Origin of the sequence: Desulfosporosinus sp., assembly GCF_014237355.1 — a bacterium.
Taxonomy (GTDB): Bacteria; Bacillota; Desulfitobacteriia; order Desulfitobacteriales; family Desulfitobacteriaceae; genus Desulfosporosinus.
The window spans coordinates 18,961-40,367 of sequence record NZ_JABZFS010000056.1; the positions used below are offsets into that span (position 1 = coordinate 18,961).

Here is a 21,407-nt window from a genome sequence, read left to right on the forward strand (position 1 = left end):
CAATAAATAATATAAAATGCAAGAATGATGCCAATATTCTTACTATTTTAAGGATTCTCGGACCCTAGCTCTGAACCGCCCATAATGGGGCTATTTCGTACTATTCAAAATTTATATACTGTATTAATTATTCAGAATTATTTACTCCCAATATGTCTACGAAGATATACACATTCTCTTCTTTTTTCTCACAATACAACCCAATACAGGGATTAGCCCTAGTTTTCAAATATGTCTACGAATGGAAATCCGTCTCAAATTGTAGACACCCTATAAAAAATGCCCCTGCAGATTTTTATTCCTGCAAGAGCTTTTTTAGGTATGAAGAAACCCCTTATTTTATTTAAACATTTTTGAAATCTCCCACTTTTCACTACCAACGTCGGCTGCTGCCGCCTCCTCCGCCGGAACCACCGCCGCCACCGAAACCTCCGCCACCCCCGCCGCCTCTGCCTCGGAGTAACAAGCCTAAAATTAAGCCGAGAAAGAAACCGTTAAATAAACGCTGATCAAGATAGATCACTAGGAGGATACCGACAAATAAAATGGCTTTAGCCCAGATCGGCAGAGGCTTATTTGCCGAAGATGAAGCTGTTGACGAAACAGGCAACGCTTGGGGTGAATTTATTTCTATGGCAACTTGATACTCCTTCGCCGTTTCCTGAGCTAAGGCACTGTAGCCATTAAGAATTCCCTTGTTATAATCATTCGCTTGAAAATACGGAATCATATACTCATCCTGAATCTGACCCGTCTTAGCATCAGGTAAAGCTCCTTCCAGCCCATAACCAACCTCAATCCGAGAGACCCGCTCCGTTGGTGACACAAGCATAAGCAGTCCATTATTGAGTGTTTTATCTCCGATCCCCCATCCCCGTAAAATAGATAAAGCATATTCCTCAGGTGCTGCTCCGTTCAAGCTATTAACCGTCACGACCACTAATTGAGCTTTCGTTTTTTGTTGTAAAGCGGCAGACGTTTGAATAATTATTTGCTCTGTCGATTGATCTAGAATATTGGCCTGATCTAAAACAAAAAAATTACGGCTCGGTTGAGGAATGTCAAGGGTTGCTGCCATTAATGGGGAAGCGGTGGCAAGTAACAATAATAAGAATATACTTAACACCGAAAGAAGGGATATCTTCTTCATAGCTTTCATTCCCTTCGTTTACCGCTTACTTGGAAAAATCAACCGACGGAACATTTTCTACGCCAGCAGTCGGTTTAAAGTAATCCCTTGGCCCAAAGCCTAAGATTCCGGCATAAAGTGATGTAGGAAAGGTCTTGGTTTTAGTATTATAGCTCTGAACGGTATTATTATAGTCCATCCGTGCTGTTGCAATGCGATTTTCTGTACCAGCTAGCTCATCCTGTAAAGCCCGAAAGTTTGCATCAGATTTTAACTGAGGATAGCTTTCGGAGATGGCCAATAACCTTCCCAGTGCGCTAGTTAAAGCCTGGTCCGCCTGACCTGCAGCCGCCACAGTTGTTGCACCTGCTAATTTTGCTCTTGCTTCAGCCACCTCAGTAAACACTTCTTTTTCCTGCGCGGCATACCCCTTCACGGTCTCCACCAAATTAGGAATCAAATCTGCCCTGCGTTGCAACTGGTTTTGCACCTGGCTCCAACTCCCATTAACATCTTCTGAAATCTTTACCATGTTATTGTACCCTGAGATCATCAATACTCCCAGAAGGACAATTATCCCTACTGGGATTAACCATTTTTTCATCAGTAAACCCCTCCTAGCTATAGTATGTACTCAATAATCTCCCAACGTTCGTTCCCCGGCAATGATGAATAGTCAGCGAAGGTATACCTCCTATTTTTTGTTGTACCTGCATAAAATATCATGCCTCCTTAATTTAAAATTATTAATACAGTAATTATTTCATTACATAACCAACTTGATGGACATTGAGCATTAGTCGGGCCCACTAAGGTTTATAGCCTCAGTATAGCCAACATAAAAATATAAAAACCTCCCCTGGTAGAGCCAAATCTACTAGGGGAGATCCAATCCTTGTACTCCACTCTCTGCTTCAACAAAGCAAAGAACTACTTCACTTTATAATACTCCACATACCAATCCGCGAACTTCTGTAAGCCCTTTTCGATACTCGTACTAGGTTTGAAATCAAAATCTCGCTCCAATGGAGAACTGTCACTATAAGTGGCCTTTACATCCCCCTGCTGCATGGGTAGGAACTCCTTCTCTGCAACCATCGTTCTCCCGACAGCCTTACTTAACGCTTTTTCTAGGGCAGCGATATAATCCGTCAATTGCTCAGGTTGATTGTTGCCGATATTATAAACTGCGTATTGAATGCCGTTTAGGATGCTGTCCTTATCAACCTTCTTAGCTGGTGGATTGCCAAGGATCCGCGCTACAGATTCCACAATATCATCGATATAGGTAAAATCTCTAGAACAGTCACCAAAGTTAAACACCTCGATTTTCTCGCCCTTAAAGATCTTCTCAGTAAAACCGAAATAGGCCATATCCGGTCTTCCCATCGGGCCGTAAACCGTGAAAAATCTTAAACCTGTAGAAGGTATTCCGTACAATTGGCTATAGGTATGCGCCATTAACTCATTGGATTTTTTACTAGCAGCATAAAGCGATACCGGATTGTCCACCTGATCTCCGGTTGAGAAGGGAACTTTCTTATTAGCACCATACACTGAACTGGAGGATGCGTAAACTAAATGATCAACCGGATTATGCCGACAAGCTTCTAAAATATTATAGAACCCGATGATGTTACTCTTAATATAGGAATCCGGATTCTCTATACTATAGCGAACACCCGCCTGCGCTGCCAGATTCACAATAATCGTCGGCTTGTAATCTTCAAAGACTTTTATGACCATTTCCTTATCTGAGATATCCCCTTTGATGAAAGTATAACGGACATATCCTTCTAACTGTTTCAGTCTGTTCTCCTTTAAACTCACATCATAGTAGTCATTCAGATTATCCATTCCCACGACTCTGCAGCCGTGATCTAATAGCTTTTTAGACAGGAAAAATCCGATAAAACCAGCACCTCCAGTAATCAAATAGGTTTTACTGGGGTCTAATTTTGTATATCCTTCAATCATTTTTTATTTGTCTCCTTTTAATCAAACTCACCTCCCCTCATCTTATTCTGGCGTGTACCAGATTGCTCATCATCACCGCAGTCCTTCGCAAAAGTGATTGTCCAATCATGAGACTCCCAAATCAAGGCTTCGATGTTGCATCATTAGTCAACGAGTTACTTCAGACACGGCGTCTCAGAAAAAATAACTTCTTATTTATCTAGCGTACTAACAGGGATGTGTAACCTCCTACGATAGGACTTAGCATAACCCTAATAACGTATGCTTTACGGTTTATTGCGACATAATAAAGTCGGTCCCAATCATATAACCCCTTACTAGCTAAACAGACTTTCACACCCCTTCGCAGCACCATTAGTGAATAGTAAACTGTATTTTCCTCGCCTGGTGGCTTAGTGCCAGCTAAGTTTCCATAGGAATTGGATGTGCTTTGAAAGCCAAGAGACCATAATCAATAAATTTAAAGAGGTGCAGTGAATGGACAAACTAAAAAAAGGGCGGATATTGAAGGTACTGAGCCTAATAACGTTATTACTCCTAGCGGTAGCTGCCTTTGCAACAGAGGTGCAAGCCCAGGAAACTTGTCTTCAATGCCATGGTGATGTCGGCCAAAACGTTGAAGGGTCTGTTCACAGCTTTTTAAGTTGTACAAGCTGCCATACCGACATAACAGGGTTTCCACACCCTGAAGGCGCTTCACTGGATAAAAAAGAGAGCGTTGTAACCTGTTCGTACTGCCATAAAGGACAGATCACCGAAAGTTATAGAGAGAGCTTTCATGGTAAAGCTGTACATCTTGGCAGCCAACGTTCAGCAACGTGCGCAGACTGTCACGGTGCTCACGACGTTTTAGGAGCAGACAACCCCAATTCCAAAGTTGCCAAAGCTAACATACCGCAAACCTGTGCCACCTGCCATGATAAGCCCTCACCAGGCTTTGCCGAGGGATCTCAACACTTCAAGCTTGCACCGACCGGTCCGGGAGCGCCCATGTACTATACTGCTAAGTTTTTTATTTGGCTAACCCTTATTACGATTACTGCACTAGTTATTCATATTGAACTACAACTATACCATAACCTGCGTACAATTCTTCGGGAACGGAAGAGGGGGTAATACCAATGGAAACGGAACACGTTTTTCAACGTTTTGATCTCCACCAACGAATCCAGCACATCGGGATGTTTACCAGCTTTATCGTTCTAACAATCACCGGCTTGCCTATTAAGTTTGAACAAAGCAGCATCTCCCAAGGGGTTGTCTCGCTGTTTGGTGGTTTTGACAACATGCTTTTCGTTCATCTAGTTGCGGCAGCTGTCATGCTACTCTCTTTTGTTTATCACTTGCTCTACCTAGTGATTCAACCTATCGTAACCAAAAAACTATCCCTTGCAATATTGCCTAGCGGCAAAGATTTTGTAGATGTCATACATGATGTAAAGTACTTATTAGGCCTGAGAAAAGATCCACCTAAATTTGACCGTTACACCTATAAAGAAAAATTCGACTACTGGGCCGTGTTCTGGGGTATGGCCATTATGGGCGGGTCTGGCTTAATGATGTGGTTTCCACAGATTTTCACTCAGTATATGCCTATCTGGGTCATTGATTCGGCAAGATATGCTCACACGGACGAAGCAATGCTGGCCATCAGCGCTATCTTCATATGGCATTTCTTCAACTCCCACTTCAGCCCGAGATTCTTCCCAATGAATCATGTTTGGTACAGAGGTACAATATCTCGAGAAGAAATGAAAGAAGACCATCCCTTGGAATTGGAACGACTCGAACGTGAAGATAAAGGATCCGGCAAGGATACAATCAAAGGAGAATGACTATGTCACAATACTACAAATACAGGAAAAGCTTACCACTGACAATATTTCAGATGATCTTATACGGGGTATTACTTATTCTAATAATCATGTGGGGATTCACGCTAACCTAGGTAATTATCAGAATTGTTTCCCATTGTGTGGGGGTCAGACCCCCACACAATTCCTCCGCTACCCGGTCCAGGGAAAGAAACCCGATAGCTAAAACGGTCCGTATTTCTCAGCGTAGTAGAAATACGGACCGTTTCTATTTGTGTGCTTGTCTAATAGTTGTGTAATGGTTTCATTCGCTTCTTGGAGTTGCTGCAGGCAGTGCCGAAGCAGCAGAAGAAGCTGGCCAAAGTTGCCGCTGCACAAGCTGCTATTGATGATTTATTTGTCGATGCTACCGTTGCAGATGCTGAAAAAGTTTTAGCTGAAGGTGTAGATCAAGCTCAAATTGATGCTGCTACAGCCCTTGTTGATACTATTGCCGATGAAGATACTAAGCTAGCTAGACAAACGACAATTGCAATTGCACAAGCCTTACTAGATGCAGATACACAGTAAGAAGTTTAATATTAAGTGGGCTATACTTTACCAAATAGGCCTCCTTTAACTCTAACTGGAGATACTAAATCAAGCGACCTTACAGACTAACGTCTGTGAGGTCGCTTTTTCCAAGAACATCCAGGAGACATGCTGAATAGAATACATAAAGAGCCCCCTCAGCCCCAGGTATATCAAAAAATAAGGAGTGAAGTATATGATTCTAACAGCTTTAGTCGTCATTATCATCTTATTGTTGACCATCATTTGGCAACTGTGGGAAATCATCCGAGAACTCTCTAGACCACCTATTCCCCCAAGACCACCTAAACCCTGCCATAACTAAGTAATAATTTTCAGAATTCTTTCCCATTGTGTGGGGGTCAGACCCCCACACAATTCTCAATTCTCACAATTCTCATCAAAGCCATAGTCCAAAAATATCCATGTCAATCTCTATGAAAATTTTCTCCCTTCTCGCATATAGTTAATGGTCACTAGACGAGAAGGGAGAATTAACGTGGAAGAGGATACTAGACCAGCCGAAAAAACAAGTACTCAAAATCGATTAAAACAGCACAAAGTCTTACTTATTAGTTTAAGTGTAGTAATCACCTTATTTGTAGCGCTTATCCTTTCACTCGTCCTATATACCTGGGACAGAGGAACCATCGCCAGCGGTGTTGTCTTAGAAATCCCCTTGGGACAACTTTCTATTGAGGAAGCTGAGTCCAAACTAGAGGAACAACGTAATAAAATTTATAAACATCCCCTCCATTTCATCTCCGATGAGAAAAGCTGCCTCATAGACCTAGAGAAACTCGGTCTCACTTATACCTTTGCTGAACCACTTCAAAAAGCCTATCTTGTCGGACGAGAAGGAAACCTCTTTCATAAGGCTATTGCTAAATATAAGGCAAGCAGGGGGATCTCCTTTGAACCTGACCTGCAATGGAATGAATTTGTTCTAAAAGAAGCTCTGAATAAACATCTCTCAACCCTAAACATTCCTTCAACAGATGCGTACTTTTCCATAAACCCGGATAACTCTCTGCAAATCGTCCCAGAAAAAATAGGAAAACAAGTAGACCTCGACTCACTTATCAAAAGCATAAAGAATCAGACCCCTGAAGCCCAGACAATTCAAGTTCCCTTTATCATAGTCAAACCCACTCTTACGAAAACAGACCTCGAGACCGTAAAAAAGAAGGACCTCTTAAGCGACTATACCACTCGTTTTGATCCAAATCAGAAGGCACGATCACTTAACCTGAAGCTTGCCTCTAAAGCCATCGATGGTAAGGTGCTAAAACCTGGAGAGGTGTTCTCATTTAATCATACGGTAGGCCCCAGAACTTCCGAGGCAGGATATCAGGAGGCTATGATTATTGAAGGAAATACCTTTGTACCCGGTCTAGGTGGAGGAGTCTGTCAAGTTTCCAGCACTCTTTATAATGCGGTTCAATTGGCCTACCCCTCCTTAAGGGTTATGGAACGTACGCGCCACAGCTTGCCCGTCACCTATGTCCCACTTGGTCAGGATGCTACAGTGGCTTACCCTACCTTAGATTTTAAGTTCAGAAATGATACCGACAGTTTTATTCTTATCCGCAGCCTAGTCGATGGAAATACATTGAGCTTTAGAATTTATGGAAGCAAATAAAAAATCTCCTTCCTATTAATAAGGAAGAAGTCACGAGCTCCCTAGTCTACTAGTCCTCAAGCTGTAGTCTTAAAGGTAATAACGAATCATCTGAGGAGTCCGTTTTTATACCCGCCACCGTAAACTCCTCGAAGTTGCTGATTTTAGGATTAGGAAAATAGCCTAATGTTTTCTTCGTATTTACAAGGAAAGAAAATTTCCCCTCCACATAGGCATTATAACTGCTCCACCGATAATCTTTAGGATGAAGTACAATGCCTGCTACAACGGGGTTTAAATGTATGTAACGACTAAGTGCTAAAAAATATCGTTCATTAGTTACAATTTCGGCCCGAAACCGCCCTTGCATCAAATGCCCTTCAAGGTGGTACTTGTTATTGAAGAAAATAGCGTATTTCATATTCAACAGTTTCATAATCTTTCCTGGATCTGTATCAATCGTTTCTAAGTGGAAATGCACATGATTACTCATCAAGCAGTAAGCATGCAGGATAAAGGGATGTTTTTCTTTGACTTGGGCCAACATACTCAGGAATACTTTCCGATCGACCTCATCCATGAAAATGTCCGACCGGCGGTTTCCCCTGCACATGATATGATAATCCGCTCCCGGCCACCAAACCCTCGATTTCCTCGCCACCTCTTCCACTCCCCACCTAATTCCCTATTTTTTAGTCATTCGCCATCTCCTTCCATTTTTCCTACCATTTATAATACCATACTATATTTTTCTTCTTTCTTCGCCCCAAACTCCAACCTAGTCAAGCCTCGCTTCAATTGTCTTAAGCAAATCCACAAATGCACTTGCATATCTCTCTTGTATATTACGACATATTTCAATTGCAAGTTGTTCATTGTAGATGCGTGCTGGTCGAATTTCTATCACTCAGCATAGTAAGCCATAATTCATCATCTTGGATAAGCCCCATCGCAAAGGCTTCACGCAAAACCGTCTTAGGAGAATTTAATCCTATTAAGCCCTCATCTTCAAAGACTGCCTTTAAAGTTTTCCAAGCAAGCTCAAAGGTAAACTCAAACCTCTGTATTACTCCATCCCTTAACAGATCATTGGCTTCATTGTATTTAGCGATCCCCTCATTCAATCTCGAAAGTGCATTGTATAGTTACTAAGCTTTATGTATGGCTCGCTCATAAAGTAATACACCGTCTTTCTTGATATTCTTCAATAATTCAGGTTCAATGTTTCATTGACGAATATGGTATCTATTTTCAGGAGGGTATTGAGGTCATCAAACTCACTGATCAAATGCCCTTTACAATTAGACTCTGATAGAAAAACTGCCAAATCAATATCGCTTGTTGGCTTATGATCACCTCTTGCTCGCGTTCCGAATAGAATAATTTGATCTACGGCATAGTTTTGACCGATTTTTCGGTCTTTGTATCAACTCTTTGTCTAAACCAAAAGCCATACTTTCGTCCCCTCTTTAAGAAAAATTATGATCTACCATATTACACCATGGTATTAATGGCAAATAAACGATGCCTTCCGCTTGATATTTCAGAATTGTTTCCCATTGTGTGGGGGTCTGACCCCAAAAAGCCCTCCCATCAACTTGGATGGAAGGGCTCTTTCTAGGTTTAATTGTCAGAATTGTTTCCCGTTGTGTGGGGGTCTGACCCTCCGATTTCGTTTCGCGAGGCTTCGAGGTGTTTTCTCATGAGGGTTCTTGCTTGTTCTGCTTCCTGACTTGCGATTGCTTCGTAGATGGAAATATGCTCTTGTATTGTGTTTAGTCCCCCTATGTCGTGACTAAAACGGAGGGGGCCTGTTTTCTTAATCAGATCAAAAATATGAACGACAAACGTCTGCAGAAGTCGATGCATCATCGAATTTTGGGAAGCTTGAGTTACGTGAAAGTGAAATCTCATATCTGCTTTAGCATAGGCATCCAGATCGTGTAAGGAAGACTTCATATCTCGAAGGGCATGGGAAATTTGCTGCAAGTCTTCCTTTGAGGCTCGCAGAGCTGCTAAGCCTGCGCATTCGACCTCGAGGGTTATCCGAGTTTCCCAAAGTTCGTCTATTCTTGTCGGCTCCACCGATAAAGCTAAGGCCAAGGGGCTGATTACTTCATTTAAGTGAATATCACGAATGAACGTACCATCTCCCGGCTTAATCTCAACCCATCCTAAGAACTCCATGGTTCTTAAAGCCTCACGTAAAGTAGTCCGGCTAACTCCTAGTTCTACCGCCATTTCTCGTTCACCCATGAGTCGATCCCCCGGACGGAGCTTGCCATCGACTATTAAATGATTAATTTGTTTTAAAACCTCTTGATAGGTTCGATGAGGTTTGGTAATTTTTTCAAACTGCATTAAAACCTCCATAAGTGCGTCAAAAGCTATACTTGAATACCCATAGGACAGTGTTTATTACATAACGAGCAGTCTCCACAAACCCCATGCTCAACGGGCTCGGATTCCTTTAAAAAAGCAGCTAAGACACTGGCCCTTTTCCCCGTATAATAATAGCCTTTCTCTAATCCTTCACTAAGATAACTTGGGCAATCGACGAGACATCCTCCGCAGTGCAGACATTTTAGCAAATCCCATTGCTTGTTTTCAGCCGCTGCCAGACGTCCATTATCGAGGAGTATAACGAACACTTCCTTAGGGCCATGCATACCTTGGACCATTCTAAACTCGATATCCGCCGTTCTGCTGGGACCGCTGATAAAGGAGATATATTTAAGGATATCTTTTCCCATCCCATAGACACTAATCGCCCGGCAAACGGCCAAAGCATCTTCAAGTGAGGGGACAATTTTATCTATTCCTGCCACGACGATATGGTTATAGGGAAGATTTGAGGTGAACCGAACATTCCCCTCGCTTTCTAACAGAGCGATGGTTCCATTTTGTTCAACAATTGCCTCTGCTCCTGTAATTCCGTACTGCATATGGGCAACCTGGTGCTTGATCTCATCCTTGACCTGAGCCACCCACTCTTTATTAGGAATTGACGTATTGATACTGGCTATCCAAGGGTGGGCGTCGACTTTTGTCCCGGCAACTCGTTCCCCTAGGTCCGTGTCAAAAACCTCAACCTTCTTCGAGGTTAGAAAATTTCTCAACCCGATCTCTTTAAAAACGGAATTTTTACTAAGGGCTACACTCGGATTCCCAGCCAGAATTTTTAGGATCTGCTCTTGAGCCTCCCCTGCATCCTTCGCAAAAATCACATGACATCCTTTACCTTTGAGAGAAGAAACTGCCTTTTCCACAGAATCTTTAAGATTATTCGCTGTCTTGCTTTTAATCTCCTGCACTTGGCTAGCTAAATTTGGATATTCTTGAAGAAGTTTGTCGCGGCGGGAACTTATTCCCTTTAATATCTTTTCAGCTTTCGTACTGTTTGTACTGTCGTTACTACTTATCTTACCAGCGCTCGAACTTGCACCACTCGTGCTACTCATGTTGCTCATCTCCTCCCATAGGCCCGGCTCAAAATTTGAATAACGTGAGAAACGTTTTGCTTCATTTTGTGCTGAGCAATCCCATCACGGAAATGAACCATACATCCCGGACAACTCGTCGCTAAGGTGGTGGCCTTAGTATCATTAACGGTCTTTAATTTTCCCTCATTTATCCGTTGCGAAAGCTCATAGAAACTTAAGCTAAAGGATCCACCAAATCCACAGCACGTATCCGCATCCTGCATTTCCACATAACTCACGCCCGGGATCGTTTGGATAAGTTCTCTAGGTTCTTTTTTAACACCCATACTTCGAGCGAGATGGCAAGGATCATGATAGGTCACCGTTTCCGTGACTCTTTGGTTTGGAGGCTTTAAATCAATATCTTGGCTAAGGAATTCATTGATATCTTTAACCTTTAAAGCGAGTTTTTTCACTTTTTCCTGAAGCTCAGAGGAATCCCCCGCAAACAGTTTAGGGTACTCCTCTTTGAAGGCAACCGCACAACTGGGGCAGACAAAAACCAATGAATCCATATCAAACTCACTGTAAGTTTCAATGTTTTTGAGAGCCATAGATTTGGCATGAGCCAGATCCCCACTTACAATACTTGGAATCCCACAGCAAACATCCTCTTTAGCTAGTTTTACCTCAACATTATTTTCTCCTAAGACATGAAGCAGCGCTTCCCCGAGATCCGTCTCAGTGTAATTCACCACGCACCCTGGATAAAAACCAACCTTTTTAACCGGCTTAGAAAGGGCTTTAGGTTTGGCAATTTCCATAAAGGATTTCTTAGAGAAGCGCGGAATCACACGTTCTTGAGGTAACCCAAACGAATTAAAGGTTAAACGGGAGGTCATCCCTTTACCTTTATCTGCCTCTTTTAAGGCCAGTTTCCCAAAGGTCGACGCTAATTTACTGACCATCGGCAGGGTATTGGGTTTGCTTAACATCGAGAAGATCAAATCCTTCTTCCAGCCGGCCCCTTCTTTAGCCACCGCATTTTGGCGAAGTTTCCATAACATATTAGGCGTCGCCATCTGTACTGGACAGGCAGTTTGACACTTTTGACATCCGATACAGAGAGATAAACCATTTTCTTCAGACTTTTCTAAGTCACCATGAAAGGCAGCAAAAACCAAACCCCGACCCCCGAGATATTTATATCCGTATTTACCGCCGACTTCCTGGTAGACTGGGCAAAAGTTTAAGCAACTTCCACAATTGATACAGTAAAGAGACTCTTTAAAGCCTGCATCCATAGCTTCTTTACGTCCATTTTTTAATAAAACAATATGCACTTCTTTAGGACCCTGACCGTGGGAATAATCTTCAAGATCCGGATCAAGGGATTCACTAACACCTGAGATCACTGAAACATAGGTCCCGATGTCTTGTCCTACACCGTAAACTGCTGCTGCTCGCACCACTTGCATGGCATCTTCAAGGGTCGAGACGATTTTTTCCACACCAGCGATCACAATGTGAACTCTAGGCATCATGGATACCGCTCGAATATTACCTTCGTTCTCCGTAACGAAAACACTCCCCGTATCCGCAGCAATGGCATTCGCTCCTGAGATGCCCACATCCGCTTTAACCAGAAAATCCCGTAGACCTTTACGAGCAGAAATAACCAACGCTTCGGGGGTGCATTCTAACTGAGTTCCCTCTTCTTCAGAAAAAAGTTCGGTTACTTTTTCGATGGGAATATGAATTGCCGGTGCCAGGGAGTGACTCGCTTCACTCTTAGCCAGCTGATTAATTCGATCTCCCAAATCCGTTTCTACCACGGTCACGCCACGATCTTCGAGATAATGAGAGATGTTAATTTCTTTACCGGCATTTGACTTAGACTTAACGACCAAGCCTTCCTTGGGAATAAGACTGGCAATATAGTTCTGAGCATCTTCAGACGTTTCGGCGAGATACACTTTACAGCCCTTTTCTTCTAAGGACCGTTGCGCTCTGGCGATCACTTCGTCTAAATGATCCATGCTATATTCTTTGATTTTGCGCAAACGATTGGAAAGCTCAGGATAATTGGGAACCATCTTTAACATGGCCGGGCGAATCGCATCAAAGGCGCGAAACCTCCCTTTCCGTGATTCCATATCGTGAAGACCTTCCGTGACCTTACTTTTGACGATTTTATGGGTTTGATTTCCCATGATAAACGTCTCCTCTCTTCGGTTTACAGGTTGGACCACAATGCTTAAGCCTGCTAATTAGGGATGTCCAAGCAAAGAGAAAATCCCCCCTCCTACAGAGAAAGCGGGGGATGAATTTATTAACAAGTGCAGATATTACAAACCAGTTGCTCCTCTGCCTAACTCTTTTAGTTCTTATCATTTAGTTATCAATAGATTCATCATCAAGGAGACCCCTTAGGCACCCGCCTTAGCTCCACCCAGATAAGCTTCCATAACCCGTGGATTTTTGGCAACCTCATCCGCTTTTCCATGCAACACGATCTTGCCGGTTTCCAGAACATAGGCATAGTGAGCAATCTTTAAGGCTTGGCGGACGTTTTGTTCAACAAGCAGAATCGTCGTCCCTTCCTGATTGATCTCTTGAATAACTTTAAAAATATCGGATACAACCAAAGGAGCTAACCCCATGGAAGGTTCATCAAGCAAGAGAAGTTTCGGTCTAGCCATAAGAGCACGTCCGATGGCCAGCATTTGTTGCTGTCCTCCAGAAAGAGTTCCTCCCAATTGTTGCTTGCGTTCCTCTAAGATGGGAAAGCGTTTAAATACCTTCTCGAAATCAGCCTGAACCTCTTTATCTTTTCTCTGATAGGCTCCCATTTCCAAGTTCTCCAGCACCGTCATGCCGGCTAAAATATTCCGGCCCTCGGGAACCAGCGACATGCCCAGGTTAACAATTTTGTGAGGGGCAAACCCTCGTATCTCCTGCCCTTGGAAGGTAATCTGTCCAGCCTGAGGCTTGAGAAGCCCAACCAGAGATTTCATCGTCGTCGTTTTCCCTGCCCCATTCGCCCCGATCAGAGAAACAATAGAGCCTTCGGGAACGTCGATGTCAATCCCTTTAATGGCTTGAATACTACCATAACTCGTGGACAAACCTTTAATGTTAAGCATCTCTATCCCTCCTCCCGGCCCAAATACGCCTCAATAACCATTGGGTTCTGCTGAATCTCAGCCGGAGTACCTTCTGCAATCATTTGTCCGAAATTAATCACCATAACGCGGTCACAAACATTCATGACAAGGTTCATATCATGTTCAATTAATACGACGGTCTTACCCATGGTTTGAATCTTTTTAATCAGCAGCCGTAAATCGTCAGTTTCATTCTCATTCATCCCAGCCGCTGGCTCATCGAGTAGAATTATTTCCGGTTCCGTCGCAAGCGCCCGGGCAATTTCCAAGCGACGTTGTTGCCCATAGGGAAGTGAACTTGCCGGAGAGTCTATATCCTCTTCAACCCCGACTAATTTAAGCAAAGTCTGGGCACGTTCCCGGGTAGCCTTCTCTTCCTTACGTTGGGCAGGAGTGCGCCATAGTCCTTTCCAGACCCCAGCTTTTGTCCGGCAATGCGCCCCAACCATAACATTGTCCAAAGGGCTCAAATGTCCAAAGAGCCGGATATTCTGAAAGGTACGAGCTAAGCCTAATTCTGTAACCTTATAGGGTCGCAACCCTAACAAATCCTTACCTTGATAGGTGATCTTCCCCGCAGTAGGAGGAAAAATCCCCGTGATTAAGTTAAAGAGGGTTGTCTTGCCAGCACCATTGGGGCCGATAATTCCAATGATTTCTCCCTCAGTCACCTTAAAACTTACGTTACTCAACGCTGCCAAACCGCCAAAGTTTTTACTTACTTGGTCAAGGACTAACGTCATTATTTACTCCCCCTTCCAAGCTTACTCTTCCAAAAGCGAACCGTCTCCTCACTGATGAGACCCTGAGGTCTGAAAGCCATCATGATCACCAAAAGTGCTCCGTAAATCATCAGTCGGTAATTTGAAGCTGAGCGCAACAGTTCGGGCAGCAAGGTTAGGATCAATGCCCCAACGATGGGGCCAAAAACCAAGTCGCTTCCTCCTAAGACCGCATAAAGCAGAATCTCGACGGTACGGTGGTAAGCAAAATCTTTCGGTCCGATAAAAAAGGTTAAATGGGCGGATAAGCCACCCGCAATCCCGGCGATTAAAGCCCCTAAAGCAAAGGCCAGCAATTTGTAATAGGTCGTATTAATTCCCATGGCTTCCGCTGCCGACTCATCTGCTTTAATAGCCGCAAAGGCCCGACCCACTCTTGACCGATTGAGCCTTACACAGAAAAAGACCAGAAAAACGAGGATCAAAACTAGAATCAATAATACCAGTAAGGTACTAGTCTGTTGAACGCTTAATCCTCCAAACTTCTGAGGTAATCCGAAGGAGGACAGCATTTTGCTAATCTTAGTTCCAAGAGTTGGGATTCCCGAGATCCCCAAGGCACCGTTTGTGATTTTTAGGTTTAACACAATAACTCGAACCACTTCACCAAAGCCAAGGGTAGCAATAGCTAGGTAAATCCCTGTTAGCCGCAAGGCGGGAAAGCCTATGATGATCGACATTAAACTTGCAGCAATCCCCCCGATTGGGATGGCCAAATAGACAGGGAAGCCTGCTTTGACAGTCAGAATTGCACAAGTGTAAGCTCCAATACTCATAAATCCGGCATTTCCCAGAGACAATTGACCGGTTGATAGAGTCAAATAAATGCTTACTCCAAGAATGGCATTCACCATAACAAAGACAGCAATTTGAAGATAATATTGATTTAATAACATATCCATTTAGAAACGTCCCCCTTGCCGTTTTCCAAAAAGTCCTTGAGGACGAATAAACAGAATAAGAATAATCATTCCAAAGGCGACTGCATCCCTATAGGAAGAGGCACCGTAAGCGACGGTGAACACTTCAGCAATTCCTAGAATCAACCCGCCCAGCATTGCTCCGGTGATATTTCCCATACCACCAAGGATCAAAACGGCCAGACCTTTTAAGCCCATTGATAATCCCATGGTCGGTTCTACGGCATTAAAGGAGAGACCTACCAGAACCCCGGCGATTCCCCCTAGTCCTGAGGCAAGTGCTACAGTTAAAAAGATAATTTTGTTGGTGTTAATCCCCAGGAGATTAGCCGTCTCAATGTTCTCAGCCGTTGTCCGGATGGCTTTGCCAACCCGGGTTTTGGAAAGCCAAAAACGCAGGACGAACATTAAACCGAAGGACATACCAAGTATGATAATTTGAACCAGGGAAATCCGAATAGGCCCAAGTTGCATTTGCACTGCAGCTAATTCAGTCGGAAACGCCTGGGACTGAGGTCCAAAGAGATTTAAAGCTAGACTCTCAAGAAATATAGCTACCCCGATAGTACTAATCAACGGCGCTAGGTGGGAAACAGCCTTGCGTCTCAAAGGACGCAAGGCTACCGTTTCCATTAGACAACCTAGCAACGCACTGGTCACCATAGCTCCAGCCATGGCCACGAAAATATTCACTTCAAAATAAGTCACAAGGTACAACCCGACGAAAGCCCCAATCATAAATATCTCTCCATGAGCCATATTAATGATGTTTAGGACCCCCATAATCAAGGTGTAACCTAACGCGACAAGGGAATACGTACTTCCCAAGGTTAAGCCATTGACCAATTGTTGCCAGAACAAAACGTTCACTCCTAATCGTTATTTCAATTCCGTAAACTGACCATCCTTAATAATCAAAACCGTAGCATTCATTACTGGTTCACGATTTTCATCAAAGGCGAATTTTCCAGTTACACCTTGGAAATCTTTAATCGTCGCTATGGCATCACGCAGCTTTTGACGATCTGTGGTCGTTCCAGCTTGCTCTAAGGCACTAGCATACAAATAAAGTGCATCGTAGGCTTGAGCTGCAAACTGATCCGGTACTTTGTTATTGTATTTTGCTTTGTAATCCGCAATAAACTTCTGAACTTTTTCATCGGCTTTACCTGGGAACCAAGGGCTGGCCACGATAGCTCCATCAGCAGCTGGTCCGGCGATCTTGATCAGCTCAGGGGAGTTAAAGCCATTCGTTCCGACAAAAGGAACCGTAATCCCAATTTCTCTTGCTTTCTTTAAAACGAGAGCAGCTTCCTGATATAGGCTGGAAACCATTACCGCATCGGGTTTTAAAGAAGCAATTTTCGTCAATTGAGCAGAGTAATCTGTGTCTTTATCCGCAAACGTTTCGGTGGCAATGATTTCTACACCATTTTTCTTAAGTGTACTTTCAATGGTCTTATACCCGGACACTGCCCAGTCGTTATTATTAGAGTACATAACGGCAACTTTTTTCAAGTCATAGGTGGAAATTGCCTTCTCAACAGCCTGGGGAACCGCTAAAAACTCAGGCAAAGCATTCCGGAAGACAAAGTCTCCCAAGGCAGGGATCCCTTCTGCAGTCGTCGAGGTTCCCATAATCGGAACTCCTGCTTGATTAGCAATGGGTCCAGCGGCAAACATCTCTCCACTCAGAGTTGGTCCGATAATTCCTACAACATTGTCCTTATTAATTAGTTTATTGGCAGCATTGATGGCTTCCGTCTTTTCCCCGCGGGAATCTGTGTAAATGAGCTCAATCTGAACCTTGCCCTGGGCATTAATCTCATCCTTAGCGAGATCTAACCCTTCCTTGATTGCAGTACCATAGGCCGCTCCGCCCCCTGTCAGATAGGCGATAACCCCAATCTTAGCTGCTTCACCTTTTGAATCATTATTTGCTGCGGGAGCAGTACCCCCTCCTCCGCATCCTGCCGTCGTCAACAGCAGCGCACCAATGGTCAGACCAGTAACCCACTTCTTTATAAAGCCTTTTTTCATTGTTACAAATACACCGTCCTTATTATGTTTGTGTTTTATAATAGATAAATTAATATTCGTCAAATTTTGCCGAATACCTTCTTTGTATTAATAAAAGATTAAAAAAAAAAACCGAGATGTATAACATCCCGGTTCCTAAGCTCAAATTGTCAGAATCGTTTCCCATTGTGTGGGGGTCAGACCCTCTAAACCCTCAAGGCGGTTGGTCTCAGTCCCCTTATCCAGCACAAGGACTGAGGGGATGGCTTTAATGGCATATTTTTCGGCTAGGTTTTTTTTCGTTGCCATATCGACGCAGAGGATTTTACAGCCCGTTTCCGATTTCTCGTTCAGTTCTTCCAAAGCTGTGCGATACTTGAGGCTTTCATTGTCTTGGGCATTAAAGAACAATAACAGAACCTTTTTTTCACTTTGCAAAACATTGCTGTTAAAGTCATTAACTTCTTCAATATAGCGCTCTGCTGCAACAGCGGCAGTTGCACCGTCCCCAGCAGCGGAGACAACTTGTCTGAGATATTTTACTCGGTTGTCCCCCACTGCATAGACCCCTTCAAGGTTGGTTTCCATCAGCTCGTTGACGGGGATATACCCTCGTTTATTCATCTCTATACCACTGTCTTTAAGATAGCCCGTCGAGGGGACCATACCCACGAAGAAAAAGACCCCCTGGCAGCTAAGCTCTGACGTCAAACCAGTTTTTAAATTCTTGATTTTTACCCCTTCGACATTCTCTTTACCTACAACTTCCTCAATGGTCGAGTTCCAGATAAACTCCATTTTTTCATGATTTAAGGCTCTCTCTGCACTGACCTTATTGCAATCCAGAATTCCTTCATCATGTAAAACAATAACCGTGACCTTACGGGCAAACTTGGTAATGAACATGCCTTCTTCAATAGCCTGGTCACCGCTTCCGACGACAACAACATCTTCCCCCTCGAAGAACTCGGCATCACAAGTCGCGCAATACGCTACGCCCATACCCCTTAGTCGCTTTTCACCCGGGATATTGAGTAACCTAGGCTCGCTGCCACAAGCCACAATAACCGCTTTCGCTAAAAACTCCTGGCCCTTTTTGGTCACAACCTTCTTTTCCCCTTGTGAAAAATCCGTCTGAGTAACCTCACCTTTTACAAATTCAACCCCAAAGGTCTCTGCATGTTTCTTAAAATCCTTCATCAGATCCGGTCCGCTGATTTGCCCATATCCCGGATAATTGACGATTTCCCGAGTCGTATTAACTAAGCCACCAATAGCCCCTTTGTTGATGACCAGGGTCTTAAGTTTAGCCCTTCCCCCATAGATCGCGGCAGAAAGTCCCCCAGGACCCCCACCAATTATAATTAAATCATAGCTATTCGCCATACCCTTCACTTCCTCTCCTTAAATTGTCAGAATAGTTCCCCATTGTGTGGGGGTCAGACCCCCACACAATTCCCACGCAATTCCTACTCGAGGATGTGGGCGATTCTTTCTTCGACTTGGTCTTCCTCAACTTTGCCGGCTTGTTTACCGTGGTACTCACCATCTTTAAAGTAGAGCAGCTGGGGAACGCCTTTTAAGGAGAACCGTTGGAACAAGGCCTTATCTTCTTCTACGTCAACATAATAGAAACCAAACTTGTTTTCGTATTTCGGTTGTAATTCTTCTAAGACTGGTACAACTTCTTTACAGACATGGCACTCTTTTCTTGAAAATATGACTACACACGGTTTACCATTATCATAGATAACTTCCTCAAAAGCTGCAGCACTTAGTTGTTTTAATGACATAATCTCCAACTCCTTCATAATGAAACATTGAAAGCAACTGAGAAGTAAATATCCTCTGTCGTTACTTCTCAGTCGCTAATTTAGTTTGTCATGTAGCTCACTTAAACTAATTCTCAAGCCGTACTCTTAACCACGGTTTTTGACCGAGAATTAATTGTCAGAATAGTTCCCCGTTGTGTGGGGGTCAGACCCCCACACAATTCCCTTAACTCTACGCGGAGATTGTCACGCCGGTTTCGTAAAGTTTTTCTTCGGCAACCAACTTGACTTGGTACTTACCGGATAGACCTGTTTTGTTGATGAAGACGTCAACATTCCTAGGATCAGCCTTCTGGAAGGTACCTACACACATAGCTTGGAAGTTCTGAGCGACGGTATTGATGGGATAACGTCTCACCTCGCCTGACTCGTCTACCAAGAGTAATTGGGCCATTTCACCGGTTTCAAAGATGGCGTTAAAGGTCATGCGGTCCTCTTCCTCGATGATGGATGCCTCGTAATGGTCGGGTACTAACTGACCGGTTTCTTGAGCTTTAATTTTCATTTTTGTGGTTTGAGTCTCAATTAAATTGCCAAGAAGTTTTCCGGCACCTAATTCAGCGGTCTCATTGGCATAGTAAAGGGGCAGCTTTTCTGCACGATAGCAATTGGCAGGTACTTGTAATTCATACATTAAGACATCATCTTTAAGCTCACAGGTAATGGAGTTGAAGGTAATACTATCCTTAAATTCTGGCTGCATAACTTTCATAACAGCCATTCCCTCGCAGGTCTCACCATTCTCGTAGCCGATTCCACCGGAATGGACCATGTAATGTCCTTCATTATAATACTCTACATTACAGATATATGGAGAGAAGAATTCAGCGCCGCGCTCTTTACCGTATTGCCAAATTTGTTGGATGGTCATTTTCTCGGTATCAATTCGATATCGGACGCCACGGGAGAAGTTTTTGCTGTTGGCCAGGTAGTTCTCCTTATTCTTTGCTCTAAAATGACCGTTGTCAAAGAGCATAACATCCCCATCGGGCAAAATAACACAGGCATGCTGTTCATATTGCCAGTCAAACACTCCGTCGCCAACCGGTGTAAAGAAATATTTATCAACCATTTCCTGCGGCCAACCCTCAGGGTCACCAAGAATCCAGTTTAACTTTCCAGTTTCGAAATCAAGGTTAATCACGGCGTCCTGATGACGACCAGAGAAAGTCAGGCTGTGGGTTTTCTTATCATACCAAACGGCATTGTTATGGAACCAGTCATGTTCGTCTTGGCTGCCCGAACCCGCGACATTCTGAGGCAGGACGTTTTTGTAATCCCATGACTTTAAGACTTCACCCGTGTTGGGATCGATCAGTAAGCACACGTCTTCAACCGTACCTGAATAAAAATCAAAGGACAGCACTAAGATATTGCCATCTTCCATGATGAATTGGTCGTGGTGATAACCACTAGGTGTTCTGTATTCTTTAAAGATCTTACCGCTAAAGGCCATTTCGTAAAGTCCTGTTGTAAAATAAGGCATTTTAACCAAGCGCTCAGTTCCAATTAAAATATGTCCATTAGGCATGCGCTTCACATCGAAGGAAAAATTCTCGTTGGTATACCAACGAACATCCCCTGCATAGTCATAGCCTACAGGCATAGATCGCATAGCAGCTGTCAGGAACATCATATTATGTCCCATATACTCAGACGTGGTCTTAATCGAGGTTGCTAAGGGTACATCGGGGTGAATAGGACCTGTTTGAATACAAATCACGTTTTTCTGACCATTAGCCATCACGATTTCAACCGTATTTTCATAATCAGCATAAAGGCCATAAACAGGCAGAATATGCTTCTTGCTGGCCGGGAACGTATGTCGAATATCTCCAGGGTGTTCTTTCCCTTTAACAACGATCGTAGCTTCCGTCAGGACTGGAGTTTCGAATAAAACCATAGCCGTCAAAGGGCAAACCCCATAAGGATTTAATTTAACCAGAGGGTTATCAATCGTATAATTGCCAGCTTCGAATTCTGCTAGCATTGCTTGCTCCAAGTTATATTGCTTCGTGATGATATGGGCAATCTGTTCATGTTTGATTTGATTTGTCATGATTTAACCCCTTTCAAGCTTAAGTTAATACGCGGTTCCACTTCCCCTTAAACTATAAAAAACAGTGTACTCCTATTAGCTATTATAATAGTAGC

At 43.5% G+C, this 21,407-nt stretch carries 22 protein-coding genes; 5 read left to right on the forward strand and 17 right to left on the reverse strand.

Annotated features, from left to right (window positions below):
• Positions 1-373 precede the first annotated feature (373 nt).
• From HGJ98_RS11905 to HGJ98_RS11915, 3 genes are all read right to left on the reverse strand, one after another.
• Entirely contained in the window at positions 374-1,126 is a 753-nt protein-coding gene (locus HGJ98_RS11905) for a YgcG family protein (RefSeq protein ID WP_291351636.1), read from the reverse strand.
• A gap of 49 nt (positions 1,127-1,175) precedes the next feature.
• On the reverse strand, positions 1,176-1,733 hold the full coding sequence (locus HGJ98_RS11910) for a LemA family protein (RefSeq protein WP_291351637.1): 558 nt from the start codon (positions 1,731-1,733) through the stop codon (positions 1,176-1,178).
• A 326-nt stretch (positions 1,734-2,059) separates the two neighbouring features.
• The gene (locus tag HGJ98_RS11915) at positions 2,060-3,106 is read right to left on the reverse strand and encodes a GDP-mannose 4,6-dehydratase (protein WP_291351638.1); all 1,047 of its coding nucleotides are present in this window, start codon (positions 3,104-3,106) and stop codon (positions 2,060-2,062) included.
• Between the two features lie 477 nt (positions 3,107-3,583).
• On the opposite strand from HGJ98_RS11915, the gene HGJ98_RS11920 reads away from it, so the two are divergent.
• From HGJ98_RS11920 to HGJ98_RS11940, 5 genes are all read left to right on the forward strand, one after another.
• Positions 3,584-4,222, forward strand: coding sequence for a cytochrome c3 family protein (locus HGJ98_RS11920; protein ID WP_291351639.1), 639 nt, complete (start codon positions 3,584-3,586; stop codon positions 4,220-4,222).
• A gap of 5 nt (positions 4,223-4,227) precedes the next feature.
• On the forward strand, positions 4,228-4,941 hold the full coding sequence (locus tag HGJ98_RS11925) for a formate dehydrogenase subunit gamma (protein ID WP_291351640.1): 714 nt from the start codon (positions 4,228-4,230) through the stop codon (positions 4,939-4,941).
• 312 nt (positions 4,942-5,253) lie between these two features.
• The gene (locus HGJ98_RS11930) at positions 5,254-5,490 is read left to right on the forward strand and encodes a toxin Cry1Ac domain D-VI-related protein (protein WP_291351641.1); all 237 of its coding nucleotides are present in this window, start codon (positions 5,254-5,256) and stop codon (positions 5,488-5,490) included.
• Positions 5,491-5,686: 196 nt separating this feature from the next.
• Positions 5,687-5,815, forward strand: a complete 129-nt coding sequence (locus HGJ98_RS11935; protein WP_291351642.1) for a hypothetical protein — start codon at positions 5,687-5,689, stop codon at positions 5,813-5,815.
• Between the two features lie 174 nt (positions 5,816-5,989).
• Positions 5,990-7,132: a VanW family protein gene (locus HGJ98_RS11940; RefSeq protein ID WP_291351643.1), complete on the forward strand. Its 1,143-nt coding sequence runs from the start codon at positions 5,990-5,992 to the stop codon at positions 7,130-7,132.
• A gap of 49 nt (positions 7,133-7,181) precedes the next feature.
• On the opposite strand, the gene HGJ98_RS11945 is transcribed toward HGJ98_RS11940, so the two are convergent.
• The 14 genes from HGJ98_RS11945 to HGJ98_RS12010 form a co-directional block, all read right to left on the reverse strand.
• On the reverse strand, positions 7,182-7,772 hold the full coding sequence (locus HGJ98_RS11945; protein ID WP_291351644.1) for a transposase: 591 nt from the start codon (positions 7,770-7,772) through the stop codon (positions 7,182-7,184).
• 211 nt (positions 7,773-7,983) lie between these two features.
• A complete protein-coding gene (locus HGJ98_RS22410; RefSeq protein WP_367142724.1) occupies positions 7,984-8,235 on the reverse strand; it encodes an HI0074 family nucleotidyltransferase substrate-binding subunit in 252 nt (83 codons plus the stop codon).
• A gap of 80 nt (positions 8,236-8,315) precedes the next feature.
• The gene (locus tag HGJ98_RS11955; protein ID WP_367142727.1) at positions 8,316-8,522 is read right to left on the reverse strand and encodes a nucleotidyltransferase domain-containing protein; all 207 of its coding nucleotides are present in this window, start codon (positions 8,520-8,522) and stop codon (positions 8,316-8,318) included.
• Positions 8,523-8,734: 212 nt separating this feature from the next.
• Positions 8,735-9,472 carry a FadR/GntR family transcriptional regulator gene (locus HGJ98_RS11960; RefSeq protein ID WP_291351645.1) on the reverse strand — a complete coding sequence of 246 codons (738 nt, stop codon included), beginning with the start codon at positions 9,470-9,472 and terminating at the stop codon, positions 8,735-8,737.
• A 26-nt stretch (positions 9,473-9,498) separates the two neighbouring features.
• Positions 9,499-10,572 (reverse strand): LUD domain-containing protein, encoded by a 1,074-nt coding sequence (locus tag HGJ98_RS11965; RefSeq protein WP_291351646.1) that lies wholly within the window; start codon positions 10,570-10,572, stop codon positions 9,499-9,501.
• 5 nt (positions 10,573-10,577) lie between these two features.
• Positions 10,578-12,746, reverse strand: a complete 2,169-nt coding sequence (locus tag HGJ98_RS11970; protein WP_291351647.1) for an LUD domain-containing protein — start codon at positions 12,744-12,746, stop codon at positions 10,578-10,580.
• Between the two features lie 216 nt (positions 12,747-12,962).
• Complete coding sequence (locus tag HGJ98_RS11975; RefSeq protein WP_291351648.1) at positions 12,963-13,679, reverse strand: ABC transporter ATP-binding protein; 717 nt, start codon at positions 13,677-13,679, stop codon at positions 12,963-12,965.
• 2 nt (positions 13,680-13,681) lie between these two features.
• Positions 13,682-14,443 carry an ABC transporter ATP-binding protein gene (locus HGJ98_RS11980; protein WP_291351649.1) on the reverse strand — a complete coding sequence of 254 codons (762 nt, stop codon included), beginning with the start codon at positions 14,441-14,443 and terminating at the stop codon, positions 13,682-13,684.
• Positions 14,443-15,384: a branched-chain amino acid ABC transporter permease gene (locus tag HGJ98_RS11985; RefSeq protein WP_291351650.1), complete on the reverse strand. Its 942-nt coding sequence runs from the start codon at positions 15,382-15,384 to the stop codon at positions 14,443-14,445. Before HGJ98_RS11985 ends, HGJ98_RS11980 begins: the two co-directional genes overlap by 1 nt.
• Positions 15,385-16,263 carry a branched-chain amino acid ABC transporter permease gene (locus HGJ98_RS11990; protein WP_291351651.1) on the reverse strand — a complete coding sequence of 293 codons (879 nt, stop codon included), beginning with the start codon at positions 16,261-16,263 and terminating at the stop codon, positions 15,385-15,387.
• Between the two features lie 18 nt (positions 16,264-16,281).
• Positions 16,282-17,442 carry an ABC transporter substrate-binding protein gene (locus tag HGJ98_RS11995; RefSeq protein WP_291351652.1) on the reverse strand — a complete coding sequence of 387 codons (1,161 nt, stop codon included), beginning with the start codon at positions 17,440-17,442 and terminating at the stop codon, positions 16,282-16,284.
• Between the two features lie 141 nt (positions 17,443-17,583).
• On the reverse strand, positions 17,584-18,807 hold the full coding sequence (locus tag HGJ98_RS12000; RefSeq protein WP_291351653.1) for an FAD-dependent oxidoreductase: 1,224 nt from the start codon (positions 18,805-18,807) through the stop codon (positions 17,584-17,586).
• 83 nt (positions 18,808-18,890) lie between these two features.
• Positions 18,891-19,214, reverse strand: coding sequence for a co-chaperone YbbN (locus HGJ98_RS12005; protein ID WP_291351654.1), 324 nt, complete (start codon positions 19,212-19,214; stop codon positions 18,891-18,893).
• A 211-nt stretch (positions 19,215-19,425) separates the two neighbouring features.
• Complete coding sequence (locus HGJ98_RS12010; protein ID WP_291351655.1) at positions 19,426-21,312, reverse strand: aryl-sulfate sulfotransferase; 1,887 nt, start codon at positions 21,310-21,312, stop codon at positions 19,426-19,428.
• Positions 21,313-21,407 lie beyond the last annotated feature (95 nt).